This is a genomic window from Streptomyces bugieae (assembly GCF_036352915.1).
In the GTDB taxonomy this organism is placed as follows: Bacteria; Actinomycetota; Actinomycetes; order Streptomycetales; family Streptomycetaceae; genus Streptomyces; species Streptomyces endophytica.
On the sequence record NZ_JAZBJP010000003.1, the window covers coordinates 129,307 to 154,405 of the forward strand.

General features: G+C 74.2%; 24 protein-coding genes. 14 read left to right on the forward strand and 10 right to left on the reverse strand.

Annotated elements, in window-relative coordinates:
* Window positions 1-29 precede the first annotated feature (29 nt).
* Window positions 30-1,421: an MFS transporter gene (locus tag V2J85_RS10765; RefSeq protein ID WP_261952696.1), complete on the forward strand. Its 1,392-nt coding sequence runs from the start codon at window positions 30-32 to the stop codon at window positions 1,419-1,421.
* 78 nt (window positions 1,422-1,499) lie between these two features.
* Here V2J85_RS10765 and V2J85_RS10770 read toward each other — a convergent pair whose 3' ends face one another.
* The 3 genes from V2J85_RS10770 to V2J85_RS10780 all read right to left on the reverse strand — a co-directional run bounded on the left by V2J85_RS10770 (window position 1,500) and on the right by V2J85_RS10780 (window position 4,741).
* Window positions 1,500-1,697 carry a CsbD family protein gene (locus V2J85_RS10770; protein ID WP_261952695.1) on the reverse strand — a complete coding sequence of 66 codons (198 nt, stop codon included), beginning with the start codon at window positions 1,695-1,697 and terminating at the stop codon, window positions 1,500-1,502.
* Window positions 1,698-1,907: 210 nt separating this feature from the next.
* Complete coding sequence (locus V2J85_RS10775; RefSeq protein WP_330821482.1) at window positions 1,908-3,863, reverse strand: helix-turn-helix domain-containing protein; 1,956 nt, start codon at window positions 3,861-3,863, stop codon at window positions 1,908-1,910.
* A gap of 83 nt (window positions 3,864-3,946) precedes the next feature.
* Window positions 3,947-4,741: a 3-hydroxybutyrate dehydrogenase gene (locus tag V2J85_RS10780; RefSeq protein WP_261952693.1), complete on the reverse strand. Its 795-nt coding sequence runs from the start codon at window positions 4,739-4,741 to the stop codon at window positions 3,947-3,949.
* A gap of 239 nt (window positions 4,742-4,980) precedes the next feature.
* Here V2J85_RS10780 and V2J85_RS10785 point away from each other — a divergent pair, with 239 nt between their 5' ends.
* On the forward strand, window positions 4,981-5,526 hold the full coding sequence (locus tag V2J85_RS10785; RefSeq protein WP_261952692.1) for a hypothetical protein: 546 nt from the start codon (window positions 4,981-4,983) through the stop codon (window positions 5,524-5,526).
* A 48-nt stretch (window positions 5,527-5,574) separates the two neighbouring features.
* Here the strand turns inward: V2J85_RS10785 and V2J85_RS10790 are convergent, their stop codons facing one another.
* The 3 genes from V2J85_RS10790 to V2J85_RS10800 all read right to left on the reverse strand — a co-directional run bounded on the left by V2J85_RS10790 (window position 5,575) and on the right by V2J85_RS10800 (window position 7,629).
* Window positions 5,575-6,057 (reverse strand): NUDIX hydrolase, encoded by a 483-nt coding sequence (locus V2J85_RS10790; protein ID WP_330821483.1) that lies wholly within the window; start codon window positions 6,055-6,057, stop codon window positions 5,575-5,577.
* 76 nt (window positions 6,058-6,133) lie between these two features.
* The gene (locus tag V2J85_RS10795; RefSeq protein ID WP_261952690.1) at window positions 6,134-6,772 is read right to left on the reverse strand and encodes a hypothetical protein; all 639 of its coding nucleotides are present in this window, start codon (window positions 6,770-6,772) and stop codon (window positions 6,134-6,136) included.
* A gap of 53 nt (window positions 6,773-6,825) precedes the next feature.
* Window positions 6,826-7,629 (reverse strand): glutamate racemase, encoded by an 804-nt coding sequence (locus tag V2J85_RS10800; protein WP_261952689.1) that lies wholly within the window; start codon window positions 7,627-7,629, stop codon window positions 6,826-6,828.
* 160 nt (window positions 7,630-7,789) lie between these two features.
* Here V2J85_RS10800 and V2J85_RS10805 point away from each other — a divergent pair, with 160 nt between their 5' ends.
* Window positions 7,790-8,938 carry a glycosyltransferase gene (locus V2J85_RS10805; RefSeq protein ID WP_261957220.1) on the forward strand — a complete coding sequence of 383 codons (1,149 nt, stop codon included), beginning with the start codon at window positions 7,790-7,792 and terminating at the stop codon, window positions 8,936-8,938.
* Window positions 8,939-8,959: 21 nt separating this feature from the next.
* Here the strand turns inward: V2J85_RS10805 and V2J85_RS10810 are convergent, their stop codons facing one another.
* Window positions 8,960-10,351: a TerD family protein gene (locus tag V2J85_RS10810; protein ID WP_330821484.1), complete on the reverse strand. Its 1,392-nt coding sequence runs from the start codon at window positions 10,349-10,351 to the stop codon at window positions 8,960-8,962.
* Window positions 10,352-10,608: 257 nt separating this feature from the next.
* Between V2J85_RS10810 and V2J85_RS10815 the strand changes: the two genes are divergently transcribed.
* From V2J85_RS10815 to V2J85_RS10840, 6 genes are all read left to right on the forward strand, one after another.
* On the forward strand, window positions 10,609-11,070 hold the full coding sequence (locus V2J85_RS10815) for a DUF6643 family protein (RefSeq protein WP_261952687.1): 462 nt from the start codon (window positions 10,609-10,611) through the stop codon (window positions 11,068-11,070).
* Window positions 11,071-11,117: 47 nt separating this feature from the next.
* Window positions 11,118-11,942, forward strand: a complete 825-nt coding sequence (locus V2J85_RS10820; RefSeq protein WP_261952686.1) for an MOSC domain-containing protein — start codon at window positions 11,118-11,120, stop codon at window positions 11,940-11,942.
* Between the two features lie 68 nt (window positions 11,943-12,010).
* Entirely contained in the window at window positions 12,011-12,907 is an 897-nt protein-coding gene (locus tag V2J85_RS10825; RefSeq protein WP_261952685.1) for an MEDS domain-containing protein, read from the forward strand.
* Complete coding sequence (locus V2J85_RS10830; protein WP_410011177.1) at window positions 12,901-13,341, forward strand: ATP-binding protein; 441 nt, start codon at window positions 12,901-12,903, stop codon at window positions 13,339-13,341. The genes V2J85_RS10825 and V2J85_RS10830 overlap by 7 nt, the downstream gene beginning before the upstream one ends.
* 164 nt (window positions 13,342-13,505) lie before the next feature.
* Window positions 13,506-14,108: an Rv1733c family protein gene (locus tag V2J85_RS10835; RefSeq protein ID WP_330821485.1), complete on the forward strand. Its 603-nt coding sequence runs from the start codon at window positions 13,506-13,508 to the stop codon at window positions 14,106-14,108.
* A 176-nt stretch (window positions 14,109-14,284) separates the two neighbouring features.
* Window positions 14,285-16,717 carry a right-handed parallel beta-helix repeat-containing protein gene (locus V2J85_RS10840; RefSeq protein ID WP_330821486.1) on the forward strand — a complete coding sequence of 811 codons (2,433 nt, stop codon included), beginning with the start codon at window positions 14,285-14,287 and terminating at the stop codon, window positions 16,715-16,717.
* Here V2J85_RS10840 and V2J85_RS10845 read toward each other — a convergent pair.
* Window positions 16,687-18,978 carry a hypothetical protein gene (locus V2J85_RS10845; protein ID WP_330821546.1) on the reverse strand — a complete coding sequence of 764 codons (2,292 nt, stop codon included), beginning with the start codon at window positions 18,976-18,978 and terminating at the stop codon, window positions 16,687-16,689. The two genes, V2J85_RS10840 and V2J85_RS10845, sit on opposite strands and share 31 nt — an antisense overlap.
* A gap of 604 nt (window positions 18,979-19,582) precedes the next feature.
* On the opposite strand from V2J85_RS10845, the gene V2J85_RS10850 reads away from it, so the two are divergent.
* Complete coding sequence (locus tag V2J85_RS10850; protein WP_261952682.1) at window positions 19,583-20,428, forward strand: DeoR/GlpR family DNA-binding transcription regulator; 846 nt, start codon at window positions 19,583-19,585, stop codon at window positions 20,426-20,428.
* 171 nt (window positions 20,429-20,599) lie between these two features.
* Entirely contained in the window at window positions 20,600-21,073 is a 474-nt protein-coding gene (locus V2J85_RS10855) for an SRPBCC family protein (protein ID WP_330821487.1), read from the forward strand.
* A 79-nt stretch (window positions 21,074-21,152) separates the two neighbouring features.
* Here the strand turns inward: V2J85_RS10855 and cds1 are convergent, their stop codons facing one another.
* Entirely contained in the window at window positions 21,153-22,250 is a 1,098-nt protein-coding gene (cds1, locus tag V2J85_RS10860; protein ID WP_261957217.1) for an L-cysteine desulfhydrase Cds1, read from the reverse strand.
* Window positions 22,251-22,653: 403 nt separating this feature from the next.
* Here cds1 and V2J85_RS10865 point away from each other — a divergent pair, with 403 nt between their 5' ends.
* Both V2J85_RS10865 and V2J85_RS10870 read left to right on the forward strand, forming a co-directional pair.
* Window positions 22,654-22,941 carry a hypothetical protein gene (locus tag V2J85_RS10865; RefSeq protein ID WP_261952680.1) on the forward strand — a complete coding sequence of 96 codons (288 nt, stop codon included), beginning with the start codon at window positions 22,654-22,656 and terminating at the stop codon, window positions 22,939-22,941.
* A gap of 174 nt (window positions 22,942-23,115) precedes the next feature.
* Window positions 23,116-23,634, forward strand: coding sequence for an ATP-binding protein (locus tag V2J85_RS10870; RefSeq protein ID WP_261952679.1), 519 nt, complete (start codon window positions 23,116-23,118; stop codon window positions 23,632-23,634).
* 198 nt (window positions 23,635-23,832) lie between these two features.
* Here V2J85_RS10870 and V2J85_RS10875 read toward each other — a convergent pair whose 3' ends face one another.
* On the reverse strand, window positions 23,833-24,171 hold the full coding sequence (locus tag V2J85_RS10875; RefSeq protein WP_261952678.1) for an SHOCT domain-containing protein: 339 nt from the start codon (window positions 24,169-24,171) through the stop codon (window positions 23,833-23,835).
* 249 nt (window positions 24,172-24,420) lie between these two features.
* Between V2J85_RS10875 and V2J85_RS10880 the strand changes: the two genes are divergently transcribed.
* Window positions 24,421-25,092: a TetR/AcrR family transcriptional regulator gene (locus V2J85_RS10880; RefSeq protein ID WP_330821488.1), complete on the forward strand. Its 672-nt coding sequence runs from the start codon at window positions 24,421-24,423 to the stop codon at window positions 25,090-25,092.
* Window positions 25,093-25,099: the final 7 nt, after the last annotated feature.

Below are 25,099 nucleotides of genomic sequence, written 5' to 3' on the forward strand. Positions count from 1 at the left end.
GTCCCCGTAGCCTTTCGGAAGTGGTGCACATGGCCCGCGCAGCAACCGCTCCCCCACCACCGGCCGACCTCAAGCGCATCGTCGCCGCCAGCCTCATCGGGACCACCATCGAGTGGTACGACTTCTTCCTCTACGGATCCGCCGCCGCGCTGGTCTTCAACAAGCTGTTCTTCCCCGGTTCCGATCCGCTCGTCGGGACCCTGCTGGCGTTCCTGACGTACGCGGTGGGGTTCGCCGCGCGGCCCGTCGGGGCGCTGGTCTTCGGGCACTTCGGCGACCGGCTGGGCCGGAAGAAGCTGCTGGTGCTGAGCCTGGTGATGATGGGCGGTGCCACGTTCGCGATCGGGCTGCTGCCGACGCACGCCACGATCGGTACGGCGGCGCCGGTGCTGCTGACCGTGCTGCGGCTGGTCCAGGGGTTCGCGCTGGGCGGTGAGTGGGGCGGCGCGGTGCTGCTGGTGTCGGAGCACGGTGACGCGCGGCGGCGCGGGTTCTGGGCCTCGTGGCCGCAGACCGGGGCGCCCGCCGGGCAGTTGCTGGCCACCGGCGTGCTCTCGCTGATGACGGCGCTGCTGCCGGCCGCGGCGTTCGCCGCCTGGGGGTGGCGGGTGCCGTTCCTGCTGTCCGGCGTACTGGTCCTGGTCGGGCTGTGGATGCGGCTGTCGGTGGACGAATCGCCCGTGTTCCGGGCGGCGTTGGAGCGTGCCGAGGCCCGCCGGGCGCAGGGAGCGGCCACCCGCGCGGAGAAGCTGCCGCTGCTCGCGGTGCTCCGGCACCACTGGCGCGAGGTGCTGATCGCGATGGGCGCGCGGATGGCCGAGAACATCTCGTACTACGTCCTCACGGCGTTCGTGCTGGTCTACGCGACCTCGCACGCCGGGGTGGCGCAGCAGACCGCGCTGAACGCGGTGCTGATCGCCTCGGCCCTGCACTTCGCGGTGATCCCCGCCTGGGGCGCGCTGTCGGACCGGATCGGACGCCGGCCGGTCTATCTGCTGGGCGCGGCCGGCGTCGGCGCCTGGGCGTTCCCGTTCTTCGCGCTGGTGGACTCCGGCCGGTTCGGTCCGCTGCTGCTCGCGGTGGGCGTCGGGCTGTTCTTCCACGGCGCGATGTACGCACCCCAGGCGGCCTTCTTCGCGGAGATGTTCGCGACCCGGATGCGGTATTCGGGCGCCTCGATCGGGGCCCAGTTCGCGTCGGTCGCCGCCGGTGCGCCGGCCCCGCTGATCGCGACCGCGCTGCTCGCCGACTTCGGCGGCCCGGCGCCGATCGCGCTGTACGTCATCGCGGCCGCGCTGCTGACCCTGGTCGCGGTGGGCGCGGCCCGGGAGACCCGCAGCCGGGACCTGGCGGCGGTGGCGGAGGACGGGCCGCGGCCCGCCTCCGGCAGGGCCGGGGACGGGCAGCAGGTGGGTGTCTGATGTGCGGCGGGGGCGCGGCGGGCCGTAGGACGCTCCCGGGAGACGGGGCAAGCTCGCCCGCCGCGCCCCCGCCGGACGTCAGGACCGCTCGGTCCTGCGCTTCAGGGACTCCTTGGTGCCGCGGATGTTCTCCCCGGCTTCGCCCATGGTGTCCTTGGCCTTGCCCTTGGCCTCTTCCATCCGGCCTTCGGCCTTCAGGCGGTCGTCACCGGTGATCTTGCCGGTGGCCTGCTTGGCCTTGCCCTTCATCTTGTCCTTGGCGCCCTTGCCGGCCATGTCCAACTCCTTCGTGCGTGATCTGTGGCCCGTGGTCCACGTAGGGACGGAGAAGCCACGGGACGTACGGAGCACTCGCGGAATGGAGGGCTCCGCATCCAGGCTGCCGCACGCCCCACCGGCGCGCACCCGGAGCGACGGGCCCGTTACTCCTCCGTTTCGCCCGCGCCACCGGCCCGTTCGCCGTGCCGCCACCGTTTCGCCGGGCCGCTACCGCTCGCTGCCGTGCTCCACCGCGGACGAGAGCTGATGCAGTCGCAGCGCCAGTTGGAGCTCCAGGGCGCGCGCCGGGCTCTGCCAGTCGGGTCCCAGCAGCCGGCCCACCCGTTCCAGGCGCTGCGCGACGGTGTTCACGTGGACGTGCAGCTCGTCCTTGGTGCGGCCCGGGCTCATCCCGCAGGCGAAGTACGCCTGGAGGGTGCGCAGCAGCTCCGTCCCGCGCCGGGCGTCGTAGTCGGCGACCACGCCGAGCGTACGGCGCACGAAGCCGTCGACGTCGCGGGTGTCGGCGAGCAGCAGTCCCAGGAAACCGAAGTCTGCGGCGGCCGCGCCCTGACCGGCCCGGCCCAGCACCCGCAGCGCCTCCCGGCAGCGCCGGGCCTCCGCGTACGCGTCGGCGACCGCCGCGGGCCGTCCGGCGGGAGCCGGGACCGGGGCCGAGGCGCCGACCGTGACCGGTACGTGGAGCGCGGCGCCCAGCCGGGCGGCGATCTCCCGGGCCTGCCGCGCCGGATCGCCGTCGGGCCCGAGCGGCAGCAGCAGGACGGCCCCGCCGTCGCGGACCGCGGCCAGGCCGTGCCGGGTGGCGGCGAGGTGGGAGGCCGCCGACCACAGGCGCCGCCGGTCGCCGGCGGCGTCCTGGGCGGCGGGCGCGTCGACCCGGGCGGCCAGGACGACCTGCGGTGCGTCGAGGTCGGCGCCGACCCGGGCGGCGCGTTCCCGCAGCAGCCGGGGGTCGCGCCCGGAGGCGTCCAGGAGGTCGTCCAACAGCTCGCCGCGGACCCGCTGTTCGGCCTCGCCCGCGGTCCGGCGGGCGAGCAGCAGCAGCGAGGTGACCACGGCGGCCCGCTCCAGGGTCCGCTGGTCGACCGGGTCCAGGGCCGGGTGGCCGCGCAGCACCAGCGCGCCGAGGACCTCCCCGCCCGCCGCTACGGCCGCGACCCAGTCGGCACCGTCCCGTACGGCGTGCCCGTCGGCGCGGGAGCGGTCCAGGGCGGCGGCCGGGGTGTCGGCGGGTTCGGTGAACTCCACCTCGCCGTGCAGCACTTCGGCCACCGCGGCCGCGACGTCCTGCACCCCGCCGCCGCGCAGCACCAGTTCCGTCAGCCGGTCGTGGATGTCCGAGGCGCGCTCGATGACCGCGCTGCGGTCGCGGATGATCTCGTTGGCCGCCTCCAGTTCGGTGAGCGCCTTACGGGTCTCGGCGAGCAGGCGGGCGGTGTCCAGGGCGACCGCGGCGTGCGCCGCGTGGGCGGCGAGCAGGGCGATCTGGCCGGGTTCGAAGACCCGCTCGCGGCGGTCGGCGGCGAAGAGCACCCCGATGACCCCGCTGCCCAGCATCAGCGGTACGCCCAGGATCGCCACCAGGCCCTCGTCGCGGACGCCGGCGTCGATGGTGCCGGTGTGCCGGAACCGCTCGTCGTGGAAGTAGCTGTCGGTCACGTACGGGCGGGCGGTCTGCGCGACCAGGCCGCCCAGTCCCTCGCCCATGCCGAGCCGCAGTTGCTGGAACCGCGCGGAGACCGAACCGTCGGTGACCCGCATGTAGGTGTCGCCGGCGGCCGGGTCGTTGAGGGTGAGGTAGGCGACCTCGGTGCCCAGCAGGGAGCGGGCCCGGCGCACGATGGCCCGCAGGACGGCGTCCAGGTCGCGCAGCCCGGCCAGGTCGTGCGCGGTGGCGTAGAGCGCGGACAGTTCGGCCTCGCGCCGCCGGCGGCCCTCCAGTTCGGTGCGTATCCGCAGCGCCTGGCGCTTGGCCCGCTCCAGGGCGGCGAGCCGGCCGGGCGCGGCACCCTCGGCACGGGCGCGCAGCACCGGCCGCTCGTAGTCCTCGGCGGGCGCGTCGGCGGCGAGCAGGGCGAGGAAGGGGGCCTCGGCCGGATCGGTGGCGGGCGCGGAGGGGGACGGATCGGTGGCGGGCGCGGACGGGGACGGATCGGTGGGCATGGTCACAGGGATACCTTCGGGTCGTCGCCGTGCGCCAGGGGCGCGGAGTGTCTCCCCTGGTGCCGCTCGGCGCCCCTGGATCGTCAGTGCGCGGTCCAGCCGCCGTCCAGGGTGAGCGAGGCCCCCGTCACGAAGGACGCCTGCGGGGTGCAGAGGTAGGCGACGGCCTCGGCGACCTCCTCCGGTTCGAGCAGCCGCTTGACGGCCGCGTCGGCGAGCAGGACGTCGGCCAGCACCCGCTCCTCGGGGATGCCGTGCGCGGCGGCCTGGTCGGCGATCTGCCGTTCGACGAGCGGGGTGCGGACGTAGCCGGGGTTGACGCAGTTGCTGGTGACACCGTGCGGGGCGCCCTCCAGGGCGGCGGTCTTCGACAGGCCCTCCAGACCGTGTTTGGCCGCCACATAGGCGGACTTGAACGGTGAGGCCCGCAGCCCGTGCACGGACGAGATGTTGACGATCCGGCCCCACCCCCGCTCGTACATGTGCGGCAGGGCGCCGCGCAGCAGCCGGAAGGGTGCCTCCAGCATCACGGTCAGCACCTGGTGGAAGACCTCGGGCGGGAACTCCTCGATGGGGCGGACGAGTTGCAGGCCGGCATTGTTGACCAGCAGGTCGGTGCCGGCCGCGGCCCGCTCGGCGGCGTCGAGGTCGGTCAGGTCGAGGACCCGCGGCTCGATGGTGCCGCCGGTGCCGTCCGGGAGGTCCGCGGCCAGCGCGGCCAGGCCGGCGGCGTCCCGGTCGACCGCCCGCACCGTGGCGCCGGCCGCCGCCAGCCGCAGGGCGCAGGCGCGTCCGATGCCGCCGGCCGCGCCGGTGACGAGGGCGGTGCGGCCGGCGAGGTCGAGGGATACCGGGCCCGGGGTGCCGATCGTGGTCATGCCCGCACCTTAGGCACGGGCCGGCGGGGCACCGATGTGCCGCGGCACCACAGTTCGTGGGCGGGATATGGGCCGGCCACCCGGGTGGCGCGGCGCGGGACGGCGAGCCGGGAAGCGGGCGATGGGCGCGACGCGCCGGGTCACCTGATCGGCCGCCCCGGTTCGCCGCGCCCCCGCCGGGCTCCTAGCGTCGTACGACGCAGCGCGCCGCCTGCACCGCCGCCACGAGGGAGTCCCACATGCGGAGGCTGATCGCCGTGCCGACCGTGCTGCTCGCGCTGACCGCGGCGGGCTGCGCGGACGGGGACGACGGCGGGACCCGCTCGTCGTCCACCGGGCCCGGGCCGCGGCGCACCGGGGAGGGCTCCCCGGCCGTGCCCGGTCAGCCGGTGAGCTGCGGGCGGCTCCAGGACGCGCTGGGCCAGGAGGGCGACGTGGCGCTGTACGCGGATCCGACGGCCGCGGGCACGGTGCCCTGCACGGAGGCCCGGGACGTGATGACCGAGTTCTTCCTGCGGGCGCCGCGGGAGGCCGGCGACGACCGCGGCACGCTGTCCGTACGGGGCTGGTTCTGCCACTACGAGAGCGGGCCGACCGGCACCTGGATCTCGGCCTGCAGCAAGAACAAACGGGAGATGCACACGGAGGAGGCGGACGACCAGGGCACCGGACCGGACGCCCCCGGCGGGCCAGACGAGCCCGACGCCCCGGACGGCTCGCAGCTGCCCCCGCTGCCCGGTGATCCCTCCGCCCCGATGGACGACCCCTCGACGGAGGAGCTGTAGGGGGCCGGTCTCCCGGGCGGGCCCTTCCAGTCCTCTTCCAGCCCTCTTCTAGTCCTCTTCTTCCATGCCGTGGAACCACGTCGGGCCGGCCGCGACGGCCCGGCGGATGCGGGTCAGCGCGTACGTGTCCAGCTCCGGCAGGGCGTCCATGGCGAACCAGCCGACCTCCAGCGACTCGTCGTCGTTGACCCGGGCCCGGCCGCCGATCGCGCGGCAGCGCAGCGTCACGTCCATGAACTGGCAGATGTCGCCGTTGGGGTACCGCGTGGGCGGCATGGCCTCGACGAGCACCACCCCCTCGGGGACGACCCGTACCGCGGTCTCCTCGTAGACCTCGCGCACCGCGGTCTCGGCGGGCTGCTCACCGGGCTCGGGGATGCCTCCGATCACCGACCAGCCACCGGTGTCGGCCCGCTTGCCCAGCAGGACCCGTCCCTCGTCGTCGAAGACGACCGCGGTCACCCCGGGCAGCCACAGCAGCTGCCGGCCGATGGAGTTCCGGAGGTCACGGATGAATTCGGGGGTTGCCATGCTCCGACCCTACGGGACGTCCCGGAGAGCTCCCCGGTCCCGCGGCACGGTCCGCTCCGCACGCCCCACCGCGCGCTCAGGCGCCCGCCGGGCTCCCCTTCCGCGGCCGCAGCCGGCCGCGGACGGCCCGGACCGCGCCCTCGGCGTCGTCGACGGTGATGGTGAAGGTGCACCCGTCGCCGAGCCGGAGGACCACGGCCTCCCCGCGGCGGACGACCACCGCCGTGCCCTGCTCCGGGCGCCAGCGATAGCCCCAGCCGCCCCAGTGGCGAGGCGTGACCTGGGGCGCGAACTCGGCCCCCACGACGGTGTCGAGGGGGATCCGGCGGCGCGGCACACCGATGTAGCCGCAGCGCACTTCCAGGCATTCCTTGTCGACCCGCACCCCGACGTGGACGAAGGCGAGCGTGCCGAACAGCACCAGGAGGCCGGCCGCGACACAGCCGACCACCGCCATCACCAGCGGCGCCAGACCGGAGGTCCAGCTGCTCTCGACGGCCAGCTCGATTCCGAGCGCCAGACAGGCCGCCCCGATCGCGGCCAGCAGCCACTGGATGCGGTTGCTGGCGCTGCCGTGCCAGACCTCGGGGATCTCCGCGTGCGCGCCACCGGGCACGCGTCCCGGCCCCGCCGGCCGGCCGGTGTCCTCGGTACCGCCGTCGGTGCTGCCGTCTGCGCCGGGGGCTGCTGCCCCCTCGTGGGGGTGGTCCCTCATGAGACGCAGCGTACGCGTCTTCACACGCTGCGGCAGGGTGTCGAACGCCCCGTTCAGCCGCTCAGCGCCCCGGCGGTGTCCGTACGGGACCGCGCCAGCAGCCGGCCCTCGGCGTAGGCGAGCGTGGCGGCGGGGAGGTCCTCCGTACGGCCGCTGAGGAGCACGGTGAGTCCGCCGACCGGGGTGGCCGCGGGCGCCGGCTCGGCACCGATACGGCGCAGCGCCTGGGCGGCGACCGCCTCGGCCGAGCCGTGCAGGACGAGGGCCGGGGCGCCGGGCTGCTGGAGGGCGGCGCGGATGCGTTCGGCGACCAGCTCGTAGTGGGTGCAGCCCAGGACGACGGCCCGTACGTCGCGCGGGGTGCGGCCGGCGGCGACGGCGATGGCCGCGTCGATGGCGGCCTCGTCGGCCTGCTCGACCGCGTCGGCGAGCCCCGGGCAGGCGACGCCGGTGACGTCCACGCCGCGCGCGAAGCGTTCGATCAGGTCCCGCTGGTAGGGGCTGCCCGTGGTGGCGGGGGTGGCCCAGATGGCGACCGGGCCGCCGCCGGTCGCGGCGGGCTTGATGGCCGGGACCGTGCCGATGACCGGGACGGCCGGTTCCAGTTCGGCGCGCAGCGCGGGCAGGGCGTGGACGGACGCGGTGTTGCAGGCGACGATCAGCGCGTCGGGGCGGTGCGCGGCGGCCGCCCGGGCCACCGCGAGGGCGTGTGCCGTGACGTCCTCGGGCGTGCGCGGGCCCCAGGGCATGCCGTCGGGATCGGAGGAGAGGACCAGATCGGCGTCCGGCCGCAGTCGCCGTACGGCCGCGGCCGCCGCGAGCAGGCCGGTTCCGGAGTCCATCAGCGCGATCTTCACCCGGACACTTTAGCGGGCGGCGGGTCCGACTTGTCATACCGGCCCGGCGAGCGGGTGGCCCGCCGGGGCGGGCCCGTCCGGGGCGGGACACGTCCGGGCGGGGCGGCGCCGGGGACGTCCGGCGCGGGGGCCGGTGGGGCAGACTGCGGCCGTGGGAGCGATGGAGTGGATCGGTGCCGGGTCGCTGCTGGCCTGGGTGTGGCTGCTGCTGTGCCAGGGCTTCTTCTGGCGGACCGACGTCCGGCTGCCGGAGCGCCGGGACCCGGACCGCTGGCCGTCGGTCGCGGTGGTGGTGCCGGCGCGGGACGAGGCCGCGGTGCTGCCGGAGAGCCTGCCCTCGCTGCTCGGCCAGAAGTACCCGGGCCGGGCGGAGGTGTTCCTGGTCGACGACGGCAGCAGCGACGGGACCGGTGCGCTGGCGCGGGAGCTGGCGGCCGCGCGCGGCGGGCTGCCGCTGACGGTCACCTCGCCCGGGGAGCCCGGGCCGGGGTGGACGGGGAAGCTGTGGGCCCTGCGGCACGGGATCGCGCTCGCGCGGGAGCGGATCGGGCCGGACTACCTCCTGCTGACCGACGCGGACATCGCCCACGCCCCGGACAGCCTGCGGGAGTTGGTGGCGGCGGCCCGGTCGGCGGACCTGGACCTGGTGTCCCAGATGGCGCGGCTGCGGGTGGTGACGTGCTGGGAGCGGCTGATCGTGCCGGCGTTCGTGTACTTCTTCGGGCAGCTGTACCCGTTCCGCCGGGTCAACCGGCCGGGGGCGCGGACCGCGGCGGCGGCCGGCGGCTGTGTGCTGCTGCGGCGGGAGGCGGCGGAGCGGGCGGGCGTGCCGGAGGCGATCCGGCACGCGGTGATCGACGACGTGACGCTGGCGCGGGCGGTGCAGCGGTCGGGCGGCGCCATCTGGCTGGGGCTGGCGGACCGGGTGGACAGCGTGCGGCCGTATCCGCGGCTGGCCGAGCTGTGGCGGATGGTCTCGCGCAGCGCGTACGCCCAGCTGCTGCACCAGCCGCTGCTGCTGCTCGGCACGGTCCTGGGGCTGGCCCTGGTCTATCTCGCGCCGCCGGTCGCGCTGGTGGCCGGGCTGGCCGGCGGTGGGACGGTGCTCGCGGTACTGGGCGGGGCGGCCTGGGCGGTGATGTGCGGGACCTACCTGCCGATGCTGCGCTACTACGGTCAGCCGCCGTGGACCGCGCCCCTGCTGCCGTTCACCGCGCTGCTCTACCTCCTGATGACCGTGGACTCGGCGGTACAGCACTACCGGGGGCGCGGAGCGGCCTGGAAGGGCCGGACGTACGGGGCGCCGTGAGCCGCGCCCGCCGGTGTGCGGTCACTTGCTGGCCGGCGACCAGTTGAGCCCCCAGCCGTAGGCGTGGTCGACGGTGCGCTGCGGGCTGACGCCGGGCTGGGGGACGAGGTAGCGGGCCTCGCGCTGGACGACGAGTTCGCCGCCGGTGTGGGTGATAAGGGCCAGTGCGCAGACGTTGGACGGGACCGTGCAGGCGTCGAGCGTGAAGTCGACGGGGGCGCCGTGCTGGGGCTGGAGGGTGACCGTCGCGTCGAGGCCCTCGAAGGTGCGGGCGCCGGCATAGACGGTGACGAAGATCAGGATGCGCTTGATGCGCGCCTGGTGGTCGAGGTTGATGGTCATGTTCTCGCCGGCCGCGACCGCGCCGGTGCGGTCGTCGCCGTCGAGCTGGATGTACGGCGGGGCGTGCAGGGCGCCGAAGTTGTTGCCCAGCGGGTGGATCACCCCGGCCGCGCCGTCGGTGAGTTCGTACAGCGCGCACAGGTCGAGGTCCAGCTCGCCGGACGGGGGCAGCAGGGCCCCGCGCGCCCCCATGGCCTGCATCGCCTTGCGGCCGAGCTTCTGGGTCAGCCGCTTGCCGGCGCTGACGCCGCTCCAGTTGAGGTTCACCCGCATCACCCCGGAGGTGCCGCCCTGTTTCGTCAACGAGACGGCGGGGGCCTCCTTCGTGAGGGTGACTTTTGTCAGACGAACGGCAGGGGGCGTGGGGACCGGCGCGGGCTGCCCCGGCGGGTGCGCCCTTGACGCCGCCGGTTGACCGGCCGGCAACGGGGGCGCGAAGGCCGCCGGAGGCGGCGCGACCGGGGGCGCGGGCGCCGCGGCCGGGGGCGCGGCGGGCGGCGGGACGGGCGCCGCGGGGGCGGCCGGGGCAGCGGCCGGAGCCCCAGGCGGCTCCTCGACGCTGATGCCGAAGTCGGTGGCCAGACCGGCGAGTCCGCTGTCGTAACCCTGCCCGACCGCGCGGAACTTCCACGCCCCTTGGCGCCGGTAGAGCTCCCCGAGCACGAAGGCGGTCTCCGTGGTGGCGTCCTGGCTGTCGAACCGCGCGAGCTCGGTGCCGTCGGCCGCGTCCCGTACGCGGATGTGCAATCCGGGGACGTTCCCGAAGGTGCCGCCGTCGGCGGAGGCGGCCAGCACCACCCTGTCGACGGCCGGCTCCACGGCGCCGAGGGTCACGGTCAGGCCGTCCGTCAGAGCGCCGTCCGCGCCGCGCTTGCCCTCGTGGCGCACCGCGCCGGAGGCGTGCACGGGCTGGTTGTAGAACACGAAGTCGCCATCGTCACGGACCTTTCCGGACGAAAGGAGGAGCGCGGAGGCATCGACGTCCGGTGTGCCGGGGCCGGCCCGCCAGCCCAGTTCCACCCGGACCGCCGGGGCCGGGACCGGAACGTTGCCGCCTTTGGGCATCGACATGCTGCGCCTTCCTCTCGTCCGCCGTGCCGCGTGCGTGGGGGCACCCGGTGGCGTCCCTCAACCTAACGTGCCCCGAACCGCGCCGAACGTCCGTTGTTCACCCGCGAGAAGCGAGGTCTTTACACGATTCCAACGGGCGATCGCGACCGATTTTCCCAAGTTCGCTCGCATTGGGGATCCATGGCCACTCCGCACACGTAAAACAACCTTCTTTTCAGGCTCCCCAATCGACACATCGTGGGCTTAACTTATGACGCATGACCTCCCCCCGCTCTACCTACGGCGGCGGCTACTACGCTTCGCCCTCCTTCCCCGACACCCCGATCTACGACAGCCTCGTGGCCGAGCGCGGCACGCCGCAGATCGCGCCGATCAGGGTGAACCCCTCGCCCTACGACACGGGCTCGTCGTATCTGCCGGCGCTGCCCTCGGCGCTGCCGGCGCTCCCGGCCGCTCCGTCCCACTCCTCGCCCGCGCAGGGCTACCCGGCTGCCGCCTCGCATCCGGTCGCCCCGCTGCAGCAGGCGCCGGCGCCCTACATCCCCCAGCAGGCGGGTGCCCGCGGCGGCTACCAGCCGCAGCAGGCGCCGCAACCCCAGCGCCCGGCCCCGGGCATGGGCACGGGCTACGAGGCCATGCGGCCGGCCGCCCCGGTCGCGCCCCGGCCGGCCCCGGCGTACGACGATCCGTACGGCCGGCAGTACCCGCGCGGGTACTGACCCGGTCACCGGATCCGCTGTCAGAGGTGCCTGGCAGGATGGAACGCATGCTCAAGCCTGCGCTCCAGTCGATCCATCTCTATCCGGTCAAATCCATTGCGGGGTCCGGTCCCGGCGAGGCGGTCGTGGAGCCGTGGGGGCTCGCCGGGGACCGACGGTGGCTGCTGGTGGACGCCGAGCGCCGGCAGATCACCCAGCGGCAGCAGCCGACGCTGGCGTTGGCGCATGCCGAGGGGCTGCCGGGCGGCGGCCTCCGCCTCACCGCGCCCGGCAGGGAGCCGCTGACGGTCGAGGTGCCCGAGTACACCGGGACCCTCCCGGTGGAGGTCTGGCGGGACGTGGTCGAGGCGGTGCCCGCGGGTGCCGCCGCCGCGGAGTGGTTCAGCGCGTATCTGGGCGTCGAGTGCCGGCTGATGTACCTCGACCTGCCCGAGAAGCGCCGGCCGGTCGATCCGAAGTACTCCGCGCCCGGTGACACGGTCAGCTTCGCGGACGGCTTCCCGCTGCTGCTGACCACGACGTCCTCGCTCGACGCCCTCAACTCCCTCATCGCGCAGGGCGACCACGCCGACGAGGGCCCCCTGCCCATGAACCGTTTCCGGCCCAATGTGGTGGTGGACGGCACGGCTCCCTGGGCGGAGGACGACTGGCGCCGGGTCCGGATCGGCGAGGTGGAGTTCCAGGTCGTCAAGCCCTGCTCCCGCTGTGTCGTCACCACCACCGACCAGCTCACCGCGGAGCGCGGCAAGGAACCGCTGCGCACCCTCGCCCGGCACCGCCGCTTCGGTGACCGCCTGGTCTTCGGCCAGAACCTGATACCCCGCGGCGTCGGCACGATCCGGATCGGCGACCCGTTCGAGATACTCGACTGACGGGCCGGCGCGGCCCTCACCCGGTCGCGCCCGCCGCCGGCGGAGGGCGACGGGAGACGAAGAACTGCGTGTCGACGCCTGCGAACGACCCTTGGAGCGACCATCTCCTTCCCGTCCAGCAGCTGCGCCCCGGGGACCACGCCTTTGTGAGTTACGGCAATGACGAGGTGCGCTGGGACGTGGTCACGGCGTTCGTACGGCTCGGGCTGGCCCGCGGCGAGAAGGTCCTGGTGCTGCCCTGCCCCGAGGTGCCCGAGGAAGAGGTGCTGGCCCGCATCGACTTCCCCAGCCGCAGCACGTTACGCGCCCGCCGGCGCGGGCAGTTGGTGGTGAGCTGTATGCGCGAGGTGATCCACCCCGACGCGGAGTTCACCGCCGCCCGCCAGATGGGCCGGCTGCACGCCGAGACGGACCGCGCGACGGCCGAGGGGTACGCCGGACTGCGGGCGTTCATCGACATGGGCTGGGTACGCGCGCTCGGCGCCGGCGTCGAGGCGATGATGCACCGCGAAACCGGCGCCGAGGCGCTCTTCGCCGGCCGCCCGTACACCGAGATCTGCGCCTACGACCGCCGCCGGTTCGACCCCGCGGTGCTCACCGCCATGGAACGGGCGCATCCGCGCGCGCTGCTGGAGCGGCTGGGCAGCCTGCGCTGGGAGCGTGAGCCGGACGGCGCGCTGCGCTTCATCGGCGAGGCGGACGGCGCCCAGCAGGACGCCTTCACCCGGGCGCTGCAGCTCGCGCTGGCGCACACCGCACCGGCCCGGCGGCTGACGGTGGATCTGACCGGGCTGCACTTCCTGTCGGTGGGCTGCGCCGTCGGCCTGCTCGTGCTGGCCCGCGGCGCCGTGGGCCACGATGTGGTCGAGGTGCGCTGCGACGGCGGGCAGCGCCGGATGCTGCGCCGGCTGGGCGGCGACGAACTGCCGCGGCTGGCCTGGGAGGAGGTGGTACGGCCGTGGTGAACACGGATCCGGCGGACCCGGCCGAGGGGTCCGGGCGCCGGCTGCTCCAGCGGCGGTTCACCGCCCGGCTGCTGCCGCAGTTGCGGCTGCTGGTCGAGGAGTGCGCCGCCCGGGAGGGCCTGGGCGAGCCCCGGCGGGGCGAATTCGTGCTCGCCGTCGACGAGATCGCGGGCAATGCCGTGGAGCACGCGGGCGGCTCGGGACGGCTGGTCCTGCGCCGGATCGGCGACGAACTGGAGTGCCGGATCAGCGATACCGGCCCCGGGTTCAGCGAGGCGGTGATCCCCGAGCTGCTGCCCGGTCTGGACGGCGCACCGAAGGGGCGCGGGCTGTGGCTGGCGCGCCTGGTGGCGGACCGCTTCTCGGTCGCCTCGGGGCCGGCCGGGACGGGCATGCCGGGGGCCGAGGTGACCCTGGCCGTCCGGCTGCGCTGACCCCGCCGGCGCCGTACGGCGGGCCCGTGCCGCAGGGCCGCACCCACCCTTCCGTCCGCGGCCGGACGTTGCTTTCCGTTGGGCGTGATGTTGCTCTCTCTTCGCACAACCCTCGCGTGGACCGCCCCGGATGCGGTATTCAACGGACACGAGAGGGGGCGACGATGCGCGCGACGACAGGAGTCTGGCGCTGGCGGCGGAATCCGCTGCGGCGCCGCACGGACCGGATCGAGGCCTGGGCGGCCCTGACGGCCGCGCTCCTGATCGTCCTCGCGGCGCCCCTGGCGGGCTGGTTCACCGGTCGGGCCGCGCACGGCGCGCTGCTGGAGACCGTACGGCTGCAGCACCAGCAGCGGCATCTGGTCCGGGTCACGGTCGACCGGCTGGTCTCCGGCGCCCCGCTCGACCCCGATCCCGAGACGTCGTCGCAGCGCGATGCGCACCTCCGGGTCATCGCCCGCTGGACCGCCGTCGACGGCAGTCCACACATCGGGCAGATCGCGGCGCCGCATCCGGTGGAGCCCGGCGAAGGGTTCCGGATCTGGACGGACGGCCGGGGCCGGGTGATGCCGCGCCCGATGGACGTCAGCACGGCCGGTACGCATGCGGTGCTGGCCGGTCTGGGCACCGCCGCCGCGGCCGGCGGACTGATCGAGGCCGCCCGGCGACTGATCGTCGGGCAGCTGATGGCGCGTCGCTTCCGCCGGTGGGACGAGGAGTGGGAGCGCGCGGGCCAGACCTGGGGCCGGGCGGACGCCGGGAGTTGAGGCTCCCGGCCGCGGCGGCTGACCAGCATCTGACCGTGTCAACTGCCGCCCTCCGGGCGCGCTACGGTGGTGGCGCCAGCCTCCCGGCTGGGGCCCGGCGGACCCGAATGCGGACATCCGCGGACGGAGGGTGCCGGGCCGACATCAGCCGCACGAAGTGGGGACACGACAGCGCCATGGCACAGGGCTCGGTCCAGGTGACGCACTCCGGCACGTCGCGGTGGCGGCGCCGTACAGGGGAGTACAGCTCGCTCGCCGCAGCCCTGGAGGCCGCCGGGGACGGTGATGTGCTCACCGTCCCGGCCGGTACGTACCGCGAGAACCTGGTCCTGGCGCGCGCGGTGACGCTGCGCGGCGCGGACGGGTCGCGCGGCTCGGTGCGGATCGCGCCGCCCGACGGGGTGGCGCTGACGATACGGGCGTCGGCGAGCGTGCACGACCTCCATCTGGAGGCCACCGATTCGGCCGCGCCCGCGCTGCTGGTGGAGGACGGCGCCCCCGAGCTGTCCGGGCTGCGGGTGGTGACCCGGTCCGCGTCCGGTATCGAGGTGCGCGGCGGCGCCCGCCCGACGGTGCGCCGCTGCACCGTCGACAACGCGGGCGGCGTGGGCATCAGCGTCCTGGACGGCGCCGGCGGGCTCTTCGAGGACTGCGAGGTGATGGCCGCCGGCCAGGCGGGCGTCACGGTCCGCGACGGGGCCCACCCCCGCCTGGAGAACTGCAAGGTCCACCACGCCTCGGGCGCGGGCCTGGCGGTGAACGGCGAGGGCAGCGCGGTCGAGGCGGTGGGCTGCGAGCTGTACGAGATCAAGGGCACCGGGATCCAGGTGGCGGCGCGGGCCACCGGCCACCTCACCGACTGCACGGTCCACCGCACCTCCGCCGACGGCGTCACCCTGGACACCGACGCGGTGCTCACCCTCGCCGACTGCGACATCCACGACATCCCGGAGAACGCGGTCGATCTGCGGTCCCGTTCGGTGCTGACGCTGACCCGCAGCACGGTGCGCCACTTCGGGCGGAACGGCCTGTCCGTATGGGACCCGGGCACGCGGGTGGACGCCAACCAGTGCGAGATCCACGACAGTACGGGCGACTACCCGGCGGTGTGGGTCAGCGACGGCGCCACCGCCGTACTGGACGCGACCCGGGTCCACGACGTACCGGACGCGCTGTTCGTCCTGGACCGCGGCTCCCGGGCCGACGTGGTGGACTGCGACCTCGCCCAGGTGCGGAACACCGCGGTGTCGGTGAGCGACGGGGCCACCGTCCAGCTGGACGACTGCCGGATCCGGGAGGCCGCGACCGGCGCCTGGTTCCGCGACCACGGCAGTGGCGGCACGCTCGCCAACTGCACCATCGACGGCGCCCAGACCGGCGTGATCGTCACCAAGGGCGCGGACCCCACCATCGAGGGCTGCACGGTCAGTTCGCCGGCCGAAGCCGGGTTCTACGTCTCCGCCGAGGGGCGCGGCACGTTCCACGGCTGCCGGGTCACCGGCAGCTCCGGCTTCGGCTTCCACGTGATCGACGGCTGCCGTACGACGCTGACCCGGTGCCGTACGGAGCGGTGCGCGCGCGGCGGCTACGAGTTCGCCGAGGGCGGCGCCGGGCAGGGCGACGGGCCGACGGTCCAGGACTGCACCAGCGACGAGAGCCGGGCCGTCCCCGCGCCCGGAACCGGCACCCCGCCCACCGTGCAGCACGCGACGCAGACCGCCGGACTGCTGGGCAACGTCCCCGCGCAGAGCCCCCCGCCGGCCGCCACCACCCCGGCCCCGGAGCCGGCCGTGCAGAGCCGGCCGTCCGACGAGGTGCTGGGCGAACTGGACACCCTCGTGGGGCTGGACAGCGTCAAGCGGGAGGTGCGCAGCCTGATCAACATGATCGAGGTGGGCCGCCGCCGCCAGGAGGCCGGTCTGAAGGCCGCGTCGGTGCGCCGCCACCTCGTCTTCACCGGCTCCCCCGGCACCGGCAAGACCACGGTGGCCCGGCTCTACGGCGAGATCCTGGCCTCCCTCGGGGTGCTGGAGCGCGGCCATCTGGTCGAGGTGTCCCGGGTGGACCTGGTCGGCGAGCACATCGGGTCGACGGCGATCCGGACCCAGGAGGCGTTCGACCGGGCGCGCGGCGGGGTGCTGTTCATCGACGAGGCGTACGCCCTCTCCCCCGAGGACTCCGGGCGGGACTTCGGCAAGGAGGCCATCGACACCCTGGTGAAGCTGATGGAGGACCACCGGGACGCCGTGGTGGTGATCGTGGCCGGCTACACCGCCGAGATGGAGCGCTTCCTGGCGGTCAACCCCGGTGTGGCATCACGTTTCTCACGCACCATCAGGTTCGGCGACTACGCCCCGGAGGAACTGCTGCGGATCGTCGAGCAGCAGGGCGAGGAGCACGAGTACCACCTCGCCGAGGGGGCCGGCGAGGCGCTGCTGAAGTACTTCACCGTGCTGCCGAAGGGCCCGTCGTTCGGCAACGGCCGCACCGCGCGGCAGACGTTCGAGGCGATGGTCGAGCGGCACGCGGGCCGGGTGGCGCAGCTGACCGACCCGAGCACCGACGACCTCACCCTGCTCTACGCCGAGGACCTGCCCGAACTGCCCTGAGCGGGGCGGCCGTCCGGGTGGCCGCCGGCCGGCCGCTGCTCCGGCATCCCCGGCAGCCCCGGTCCGAGCCGGGCGATCAGCTCGGCCCGGACGGTCTCGAAGACCGGGTCGGCCTGGTAGTCGCCGTGGCCCAGTATCTGGGCGGGCAGCGGGTTCTGCAGCGTTCGGCCGAAGGCGAGCGGGTCGCGCAGCGGCCCCTCGTCGACCCGGCGACCGTCCTCACAGGTGAGCCGGATCGGCCCGCCGATCGGGTCGGTGAACCGCCACAGATTGCGCCAGTCGTCCATCTCGCGGTGGAGTCCGGTGAGCGCGGGCGGCCCGAAGAACGCCGGGAACCAGCGTCCGTAGAGCCGCTCCAGCGGGCTGCCGTACGTCAGCAGGGCGACCCGGCTGCGGGTGACCAGGTCCAGCTGCCAGACGGCGGCGGCCGCGAGCACGCTGCCCTGGGAGTGCCCGGAGATCACCAGCCGGCCGTCGAACCGCTCGGTCCAGGTGGCCATCCGCCAGGTGAGGTCCGGTACGGCGCGCTCGGCGTAACAGGGCGGCGCGAAGGGGTGGGCGGCGCGCGGCCAGAACGTGCCGACGTCCCAGAGGATGCCGATGGTGCGGCGGGCGGAGTGGTCGCGGTAGGCGCGCCGCCCCATGGCGAGCAGCAGTATGACGCCGGCGCTCATCAGCCAGGAGCCGAGGGACTCGGCGGTCTCGGCGGCGGCGTGCACGACGGGCGGTGCGCCCTCGGTGGCGCGGCCGGGCGCACGGTCGGTCAGCCAGGCACCGGCCACCGCGCCCGCGCCGAGGACGAGGGTGACCGCGGAGGTGGCGGCGACCAGGACGGGCGCCGCGTCGGTCAGCCCGGCCCGGGCGATGGTGCCGGCGATCGCCCGGGTACGGCGGTGGTCGGGGTGTTCGCGCGGGTCGTAGAGGCCGGGCACGTCCTCGGCGACCCGGCGGCGGACGATCAGCACGCGGACGGCGGCGAGCACCGCGACGACGGCGCACACGACCAGCAGCGCCGGGATGACCGAGGCCTGCCAGGACAGCAGCACCGGCGGGCCGGGGATGGGCGCGTGCGCCTGACCCGGCGTCGCCCCGCCGTCCATCCAGTCGGCGAAGCGCTGGGCCACTCCCCCGGAGAGCACCCCGCCGACCGCGCAGGCCAGCAGGGCGACGGCCGGGCCGCCCATGCCGCGCAGGGCGGTGCGCGCGTCGTCCCGGGCGGCGCGCTGCAGCACCCAGGCGGTCAGCGCGAGGGCGAGGACCAGCACGCCCTGGAAGACGGCGATACCGCCGAAGGCCGCGGCGCCCGGCAGCGGCCCGTAACTGTGCGATCCGGGCCGCGCCCAGGCGGAGTGCACGGCGATCAGCCCGAGCACCACGAGGGCTGCGTAGGGCAGCGCGCGGACGACGAGCCGGTCGGACTCCTCGTCCGGCGCGGCCTCGCTGCGCGCGGTGCGCCAGACCACCACCAGGGTGGCCGCGGCGAGCAGCACGACCAGGGCGGTCAGCACCCGCCCGGTGACCGCGAGAACGGAATAGTGACCTCCGGCCCCGTCCGCCTTCGCCCCGGCGGCGAGCAGCACCGCCGCGATGGTGAGCACCCCCGCGGTGGTGTGCGCGGCACGCAGCCGGGCGACCAGCCGGCGGCCGTACCAGAAGCCCTCCAGGCTCAGCGCGGTGCGTTCGGCGTCCGGGGTGTAGCGGGAACTGCCCGGCACCCGTGGGGGCGGCGAGGCGGATTCGTAGGCGCTCCAGGTGCGGTGCGAGAGCCACCACAGGAAGCCGATGACCAGCAGCGGCACCACCGAGGCGAGCGCCAGCCGCCGGCCGGGGGCGCTCCACCAGCCGCCGTTGTCCGGGCTGAGGAACCCGAGCCAGGACTTCCCCGCCACGCACACGGGGGTTCCGGCGCACTGCCAGGCCGTGAGGTCCAGGGCGACCTCACAGGCCGCGGCGGCGAGCAGGACGGTCAGGGTGAGGGCGAGCATCCGCACCAGCAGGTCGTAGATCCGCTGCGCCCGGTGGTCGGGTGGTGCGGCCGGGCGCATCCAGTGCGCGAGGTTGGCGACCATGAAGGGCACCAGGATCAGCCACAGGGCGCGGGCCCCGTTGCCCGAGGTGAGGTTGGACCAGCAGTACGCCTCCCGCACCGGCTCGCCCCGGTAGTCGCCGGGCCGCTCCTCGGCGTCGGCATCCTCCGTACGCCGGTAACAGGCGGCGGTGTCGTCCCCGGTGATCAACTGCACCCGCGGATCACCGAGCATGTCCTGGGCGGTGGTACCGCCCACACCGTGCACCAGCAGCTCCAGGGAGAGCTGGGGGGCGTCTGTCGGTAAATCAACCGGCTTGGCTGCGTGGGTGGTTGACGGATCGCGTTCGAGCGGGTCGGTCGGTGTGGGTTCCGCGGTCTCCACTGGTGTCCCCCGATGTCCGTGTGGCGCGGCCGGCCGCGATGCGGCGGGGCGCGGTGCGCGTGCGGTGTGGTGTGGTCTGGCGTGTGCGGTGTGGTGCGTGGTCTGGTGCGTGGTGCGTGGTCTGGTGCGTGGTGCCTGTTGGCCGGCGATCGTGGTGCGGCGCACCAAGGATTGTCCCTTTCCGGCGGGGGCACATCCACCCGAACCCCGACACGGACCGGCGTGGCGACCCGCCGACGACACATCCGCGCCATGTTCTGTGGGGCGGGTGCGCCTTGAGCGGCAGGCGGCAGGCGGCGCGTCAGGCGCGTCACCGGCCGCCTCGGCCCGGAAGGTGTTCGTCGGGGCGGCTGTGGTGTCAGTGGCTCGTGCGAGGATGAGGGCATCAGTGATCGCAGGCGGGAGCCGGCGCGTACGACCCGACATGGCGAGCCGGGCGGAAGGGACGGGCGGGGTGAGCGACAACCAGAACCTCCTCGCGGAGCAGCGGCGGGCCCTGATTCTCGACGAGGTCAGGCGACGCGGCGGGGTGCGGGTCAATGAGCTCACCCGCAAGCTGAGCGTGTCCGACATGACGGTCCGCCGCGATCTGGACGCGCTGGCCCGCCAGGGCATGGTGGAGAAGGTGCACGGCGGCGCGGTGCCGGTCAGTGAGCCGAGCGCCCATGAGCCCGGGTTCGAGGCGAAGTCCGGGCTGGAGCTGAGCGCCAAGGAGGACATCGCCAAGGCGGCGGCCCAGATGGCGGCGCCGGGCAGCGCGATCGCGCTCGCGGGCGGCACGACCGCCTTCGCTCTGGCGCAGCAGCTGCTGGACGTGCCCGATCTGACGGTGGTCACGAATTCGGTCCGGGTGGCCGATGTGTTCTACACCGCCCAGCGGGCAGCGGCCAGCGGCGGCGCGGCGCCCCGTGCGGGGGCCGCGACGGTCGTGCTGACGGGCGGGGTACGGACGCCGTCGGACACGCTCGTCGGGCCGGTCGCCGATGCCGCGATCCGCTCGCTCCATTTCGACGTGCTGTTCCTCGGAGTACACGGCATATCGGTGGAAGCCGGGTTGTCGACCCCGAATCTGGCGGAAGCGGAGACCAACCGGCATTTCGTGCGGTCCGCGCGGCGGGTCGTGGTGGTCGCCGACCACACCAAGTGGGGCACGGTCGGGCTGAGTTCGTTCGCGACGCTCGACGAGGTCGATGTGCTGGTGACGGACGCCGGGCTGCCCACGGAAGCCCGCGCCGAGTTCGCGGAGCTGCCGCCGGAGCTGGTGGTGGCGGGCGAGCTCCCGGAGGACGGAGACCTCTGACGGCTGTGGTCTCGCCTGGGACGGCGAAAGACTGTTCACCTGACGGGGCGTCAAGTATCGTGTGCGCCCCCGCCGTCTCGCCCATCCTCACCCGCATCACGCCGCTCCGCCCCGCCCGTTTCACCTGCCTCGTCCCACCCGCCCCGCCCATCTCCCAGGGGGTGCTCGTCCATGGCACGCCGACTCCGCGCCGTCGAGCTGGACTTCGTCGAGTCCGCGCCGCTGCGGCTGGTGTTCACCGGAGAGGTCGCCGCGCCGCCCCAGGCGGTCTATGCGGCACTCGCGGACGATGTGGCCGGGTGGTCCTCCTGGTTCACGGGGGTGGCGTGGGCGACGTCGACGCACGACGGCCGGGGCCGCGAGGTGCGGCTCACGGGAGGCACCCGTTTCACCGAGACGGTGCTGGCCGCCGAGCCGGACGAGCACTACGCCTACCGGGTCGACACCGCCAACACCCCCGGGCTGGGCGCCCTGTTGGAGGACTGGCGGCTGACACCGGCGGGCGGCGGCACCCGTGTGCGGTGGACGTTCGCGGCGGACGGCCCGGCTCCGTTCCGCTGGCTGATGGCGCTGGCCAGGCCCGGACTGGGCCGGGCCTTCCGGGAGTCGGCGCGGACTCTGGACCGCCGCCTGGCCCGCCCGTAGCCGATCTCAGCGCCGTGACCGATCTCAGCTCCGTGGCCGACGTCGGCGAGCGGGCTCAGGAGGCGCGCACCGCGCGGTCTCAGTCAGGCCAGCGTCCCGTGGCCAGGAACCCGTCGAGGGTGCGCGCGTAGGGCGTGATGTCCAGGCCCTGGGCGGCCAGCCAGTCGTCGGAGTAGTACTTGTCGAGGTAGCGGTCGCCGGGGTCGCAGAGGAGCGTGACGACGGATCCCGTACGGCCCTCGGCGACCATCTCGGCGACGATCCTCAGGGCGCTCCACAGCCCCGTCCCGGTCGAGCCGCCCGCCTTGCGGCCGATCGCCGCCTCCAGGGCGCGTACGGCGGCGATGCTGGCCGCGTCCGGGACCTTCATCATCCGGTCTATCGCGCCGGGTACGAAGCTCGGTTCCATACGCGGCCGGCCGATGCCCTCGATGCGGGAGGCGGTGGCGCAGTCGGTTCCGGCGTCGCCGGTGAGCCAGCCGTCGAAGAAACAGGAGTTCTCCGGGTCGGGGACGCAGATCCGGGTGTCGTACTGCATGTAGTGGACGTAACGCGCGATGGTGGCGGAGGTGCCGCCGGTGCCCGCGGTGGCCACGATCCAGGCCGGTTCGGGATACCGCTCCAGCCGCAGCTGCTGGTAGATCGACTCGGCGATGTTGTTGTTGCCGCGCCAGTCCGTGGCCCGTTCGGCGTAGGTGAACTGGTCCATGTAGTGGCCGCCGGACTCCGCCGCGAGGCGGGCGGAAACCTCGTAGACCGTCCGCGGGTCCTGGACGAGGTGGCAGCGGCCGCCGTGGAACTCGATCAGCCGGGTCTTCTCGCGGCTGGTCGTGGCCGGCATGACCGCGATGAAGGGGACGCCGATCAGCTTGGCGAAGTACGCCTCGGAGACCGCCGTGGAGCCGCTGGACGCCTCGATGACGGGCTTGCCCGGGCGGATCCAGCCATTGCACAGCCCGTAGAGGAACAGCGATCGGGCCAGTCGGTGCTTGAGGCTGCCGGTGGGGTGCGTCGACTCGTCCTTGAGGTAGAGGTCGATGCCCCACTTCTCGGGCAGCGGGAAGCGCAGGAGGTGGGTGTCGGCGGTGCGGTTGGCGTCCGCCTGGACCTTGCGTACGGCTTCTTTCAGCCAGGCACGGTAGTCCGGATCCGAGCGGTCGACATCGACGGTCGGCATCGGGGCCTCGGCCGCGACCGTGTCGCCGGGCCGGCCCGTGGGCTGCTGTGCGGTACTCACCGGCGCACTCCTCAGACGGTTGCGAGCCCGCGCACGACGTCGGGCCTGATTCCGACTATAGCCATCGTCCGTACCCTTCTCACCTGCATAAACATCACTTTGAGAGACCCCAAGGCAGCCCTGGGGCGGGTCTTGGGCGGTGGAGTTTCCGACGGAATTGTCCGGTCTCGGGGAGCCGGGGCACCGGTATCCGGTGAGCGACGGACCGCCGCGACCGGCGCCCCCGATCGACCGCGCTCCTGCCCGGTGACCAGTGGCACTGGTGCGCCGGGCGCCGTCCCGGCAAACTGCCCACTAGGGGCGGCGGAGGGGAGCCGCCCGTCTCACCGAGGAGGTGCCGGCCATGGCGGAGCCGGAGTTCACCGCGAGCGGCGTACGGATCGAGCGCTCGCTGCGGTCGCTGACCCGTGCCGGGCAAGTGGTCATCAGCGACGGCCGGCTGGTCTTGTTGACCAGCTACGGCACGGAGATCGACAGCGCCCCGCTGCAGTCGGTCGAGGCCCACAAACCGCTGTTCGCGGCGCGGGACCGGGCGCTGGCCACCCTCAACGGCCACCGCTATTCGCTCACCCTCGACACCCCGGAACTCTTCTTCAAGGCCCTGGAAACGGCCCGGCCGCCGCGTTCCTGACCCGCCACCGCGACCGGTGAGGTGCGGTTGCGGGAGCGCACCGTCTGACTGACCCTGGACTCGTATCACTGAGGGTTCACCAGCGGTGACGCTGTGGCGCAGCGGGCATCGCTGGATCCGATCTTCGCCCTGCCAGGAACGGGGGGCGCCCGGCCTCATCAGGGAGTCGCGGTCGTGATCACGCAGCCCAGCAGGCACTGCACGGTGGAGCTCCACGCCGTTCCGGCACGCATCGGACATGTGCGAAGAATCGTTTCCGCCCAGCTGCGGCGCTGGCATCTCGACGCCCTGATAGAGCCCGTGACGCTCGGGGTGACCGAACTCCTCGCCAACGTCCACCGGCATGCGAGCCCCAGCAAACGCTGCACCGTCGAACTGTGCGTCCTCCTCGGCCAGTTGACGGTCTCGGTGCACGACGACGACCCCCGGCTGCCACGGATCCGGACCGCCGGCAACTGGGAGACCTGCGGTCGCGGCCTGGCGCTGATCGCGGCGCTCAGCGAGAGCTGGGGGATGCGAGCGGAGGGCGGCGGGAAGGTCGTCTGGTTCACCCTTCCGGCCCTGACCGCCGCACCCGGGGAGGTCCGTGCGGTCCGCTCCCGTTGGGACTCGTTGCCGCTGGACGGCGGCCCCGCCCGCACGCCCGCCGAGGCCGCGCCCCGGAGCGGCGTACGGGGCGCACGGGTCGGCTGACCCGATCCTGCCCCTCCGCCCGATCCAGCCGATCCAGCCGATCCAGCCAAGGCGACAACCGTCAACTGCCCTGAAGGAAGGGCGGAAACGGCGGTCCGCTCGCTGCCGCCCGGCGGCCCGTACCGGCGCCCGGCCGAGACGGCCGCCGAGCGCCGGACCGCCGGCCGTCCAGGGTGGGAGCGGAGGCACCGGGGCGCGTTACGCCGCGCCGCCCTTGGGACCGCCGGTGGCGAAGTGCTCCTCCAGGACGGACAGCCGGCGCCAGTACTCCTCCTCGTCGATCTCGCCCGCCGCAAATCGGCGCCCCAGTACGGCGATCGGGGACGGGACGTCCGCACCGGAGGGGCCGGTGGTGCGGCCCGTACGGGCCGCGGACCGCGGGCCACCGCCGAAGCGCGGACCGGGTCCGCCGTGGCGCCAGATCGTGCGGCGCAGCAGGGTGACCACGCCGAAGACCGCCAGCGCCCAGAGGAACGGGACGAAGAGGATCCAGGGGCCGGGGCCGCCATCGGACCAGGGGTGGGCCAGCTCGAACATCGCAATCAGCTCCTCGGGAGGACGGGACCGCCCCCTTGCGGGACGGGTGTCGTTTCCCTTCCGAGCCTGGTCTCCCGGCGGCCGACCGTCGTCGTACGGCCAGCGGCTTCGCCGGTACCACGCGCGGAGTACGCGGGGGCGACGAGGCTGCTCCGCCGGTCGCGGTAACGGCGCCCCGCCGGCCTTCCCCCTCCCCCGCCCGAACCCCCTCCTTGATTTCTGTAACTACTGGTATGTACAGTCCTGATCATGGACACTCAGGAGCACCCGAGCGCCCCGCCGGCAGGACAGCAGCGGCTCGGCGCGCAGGAGCGGCTGGTGCGCAGCACCCAGGAGCTCCTCTGGGAGCGCGGCTATGTCGGCACCAGCCCGAAGGCGATCCTGGAGCGGGCCGGCGTCGGACAGGGCAGCATGTACCACCACTTCTCCGGCAAGTCCGATCTCGCCCTGGCGGCCATCCGGCGGACCGCGGAGGACATGAAGGCGGCCGCCGAGGAGTGCCTGGCCGCTCCCGGTACGGCGTACGACCGGGTGGCGGCCTATCTGCTGCGCGAGCGGCGGGTGCTGCGCGGCTGCCCGATCGGGCGGATGACGCAGGACCGCGACGTGGTGCGGAGCGCCGAACTGCGGGCCCCGTTGGACGAGATGTTCGGCTGGCTCCAGGAACGGATCGCCGAGGTCCTCACCGAGGGGGTGCGCGGCGGCGAGCTGGCCGCCGGACTCGATCCGGAAGCCGTCGCCGCCACCGTCGCGGCCGTCGTCCAGGGCGGATACGTGCTGGCCAGGGCGGCCGACGACACGGCACCGTTCGACGCGGCGGTACGCGGCGTCCTGGCTCTGCTCGCGTCCCAGGCCACCGGGAGCGCCCCCGGTCCCGCTCCGGCCGCCCCCGGTCCCGCCCAGGCCCCCCACGGCCGGTGACCTCCCG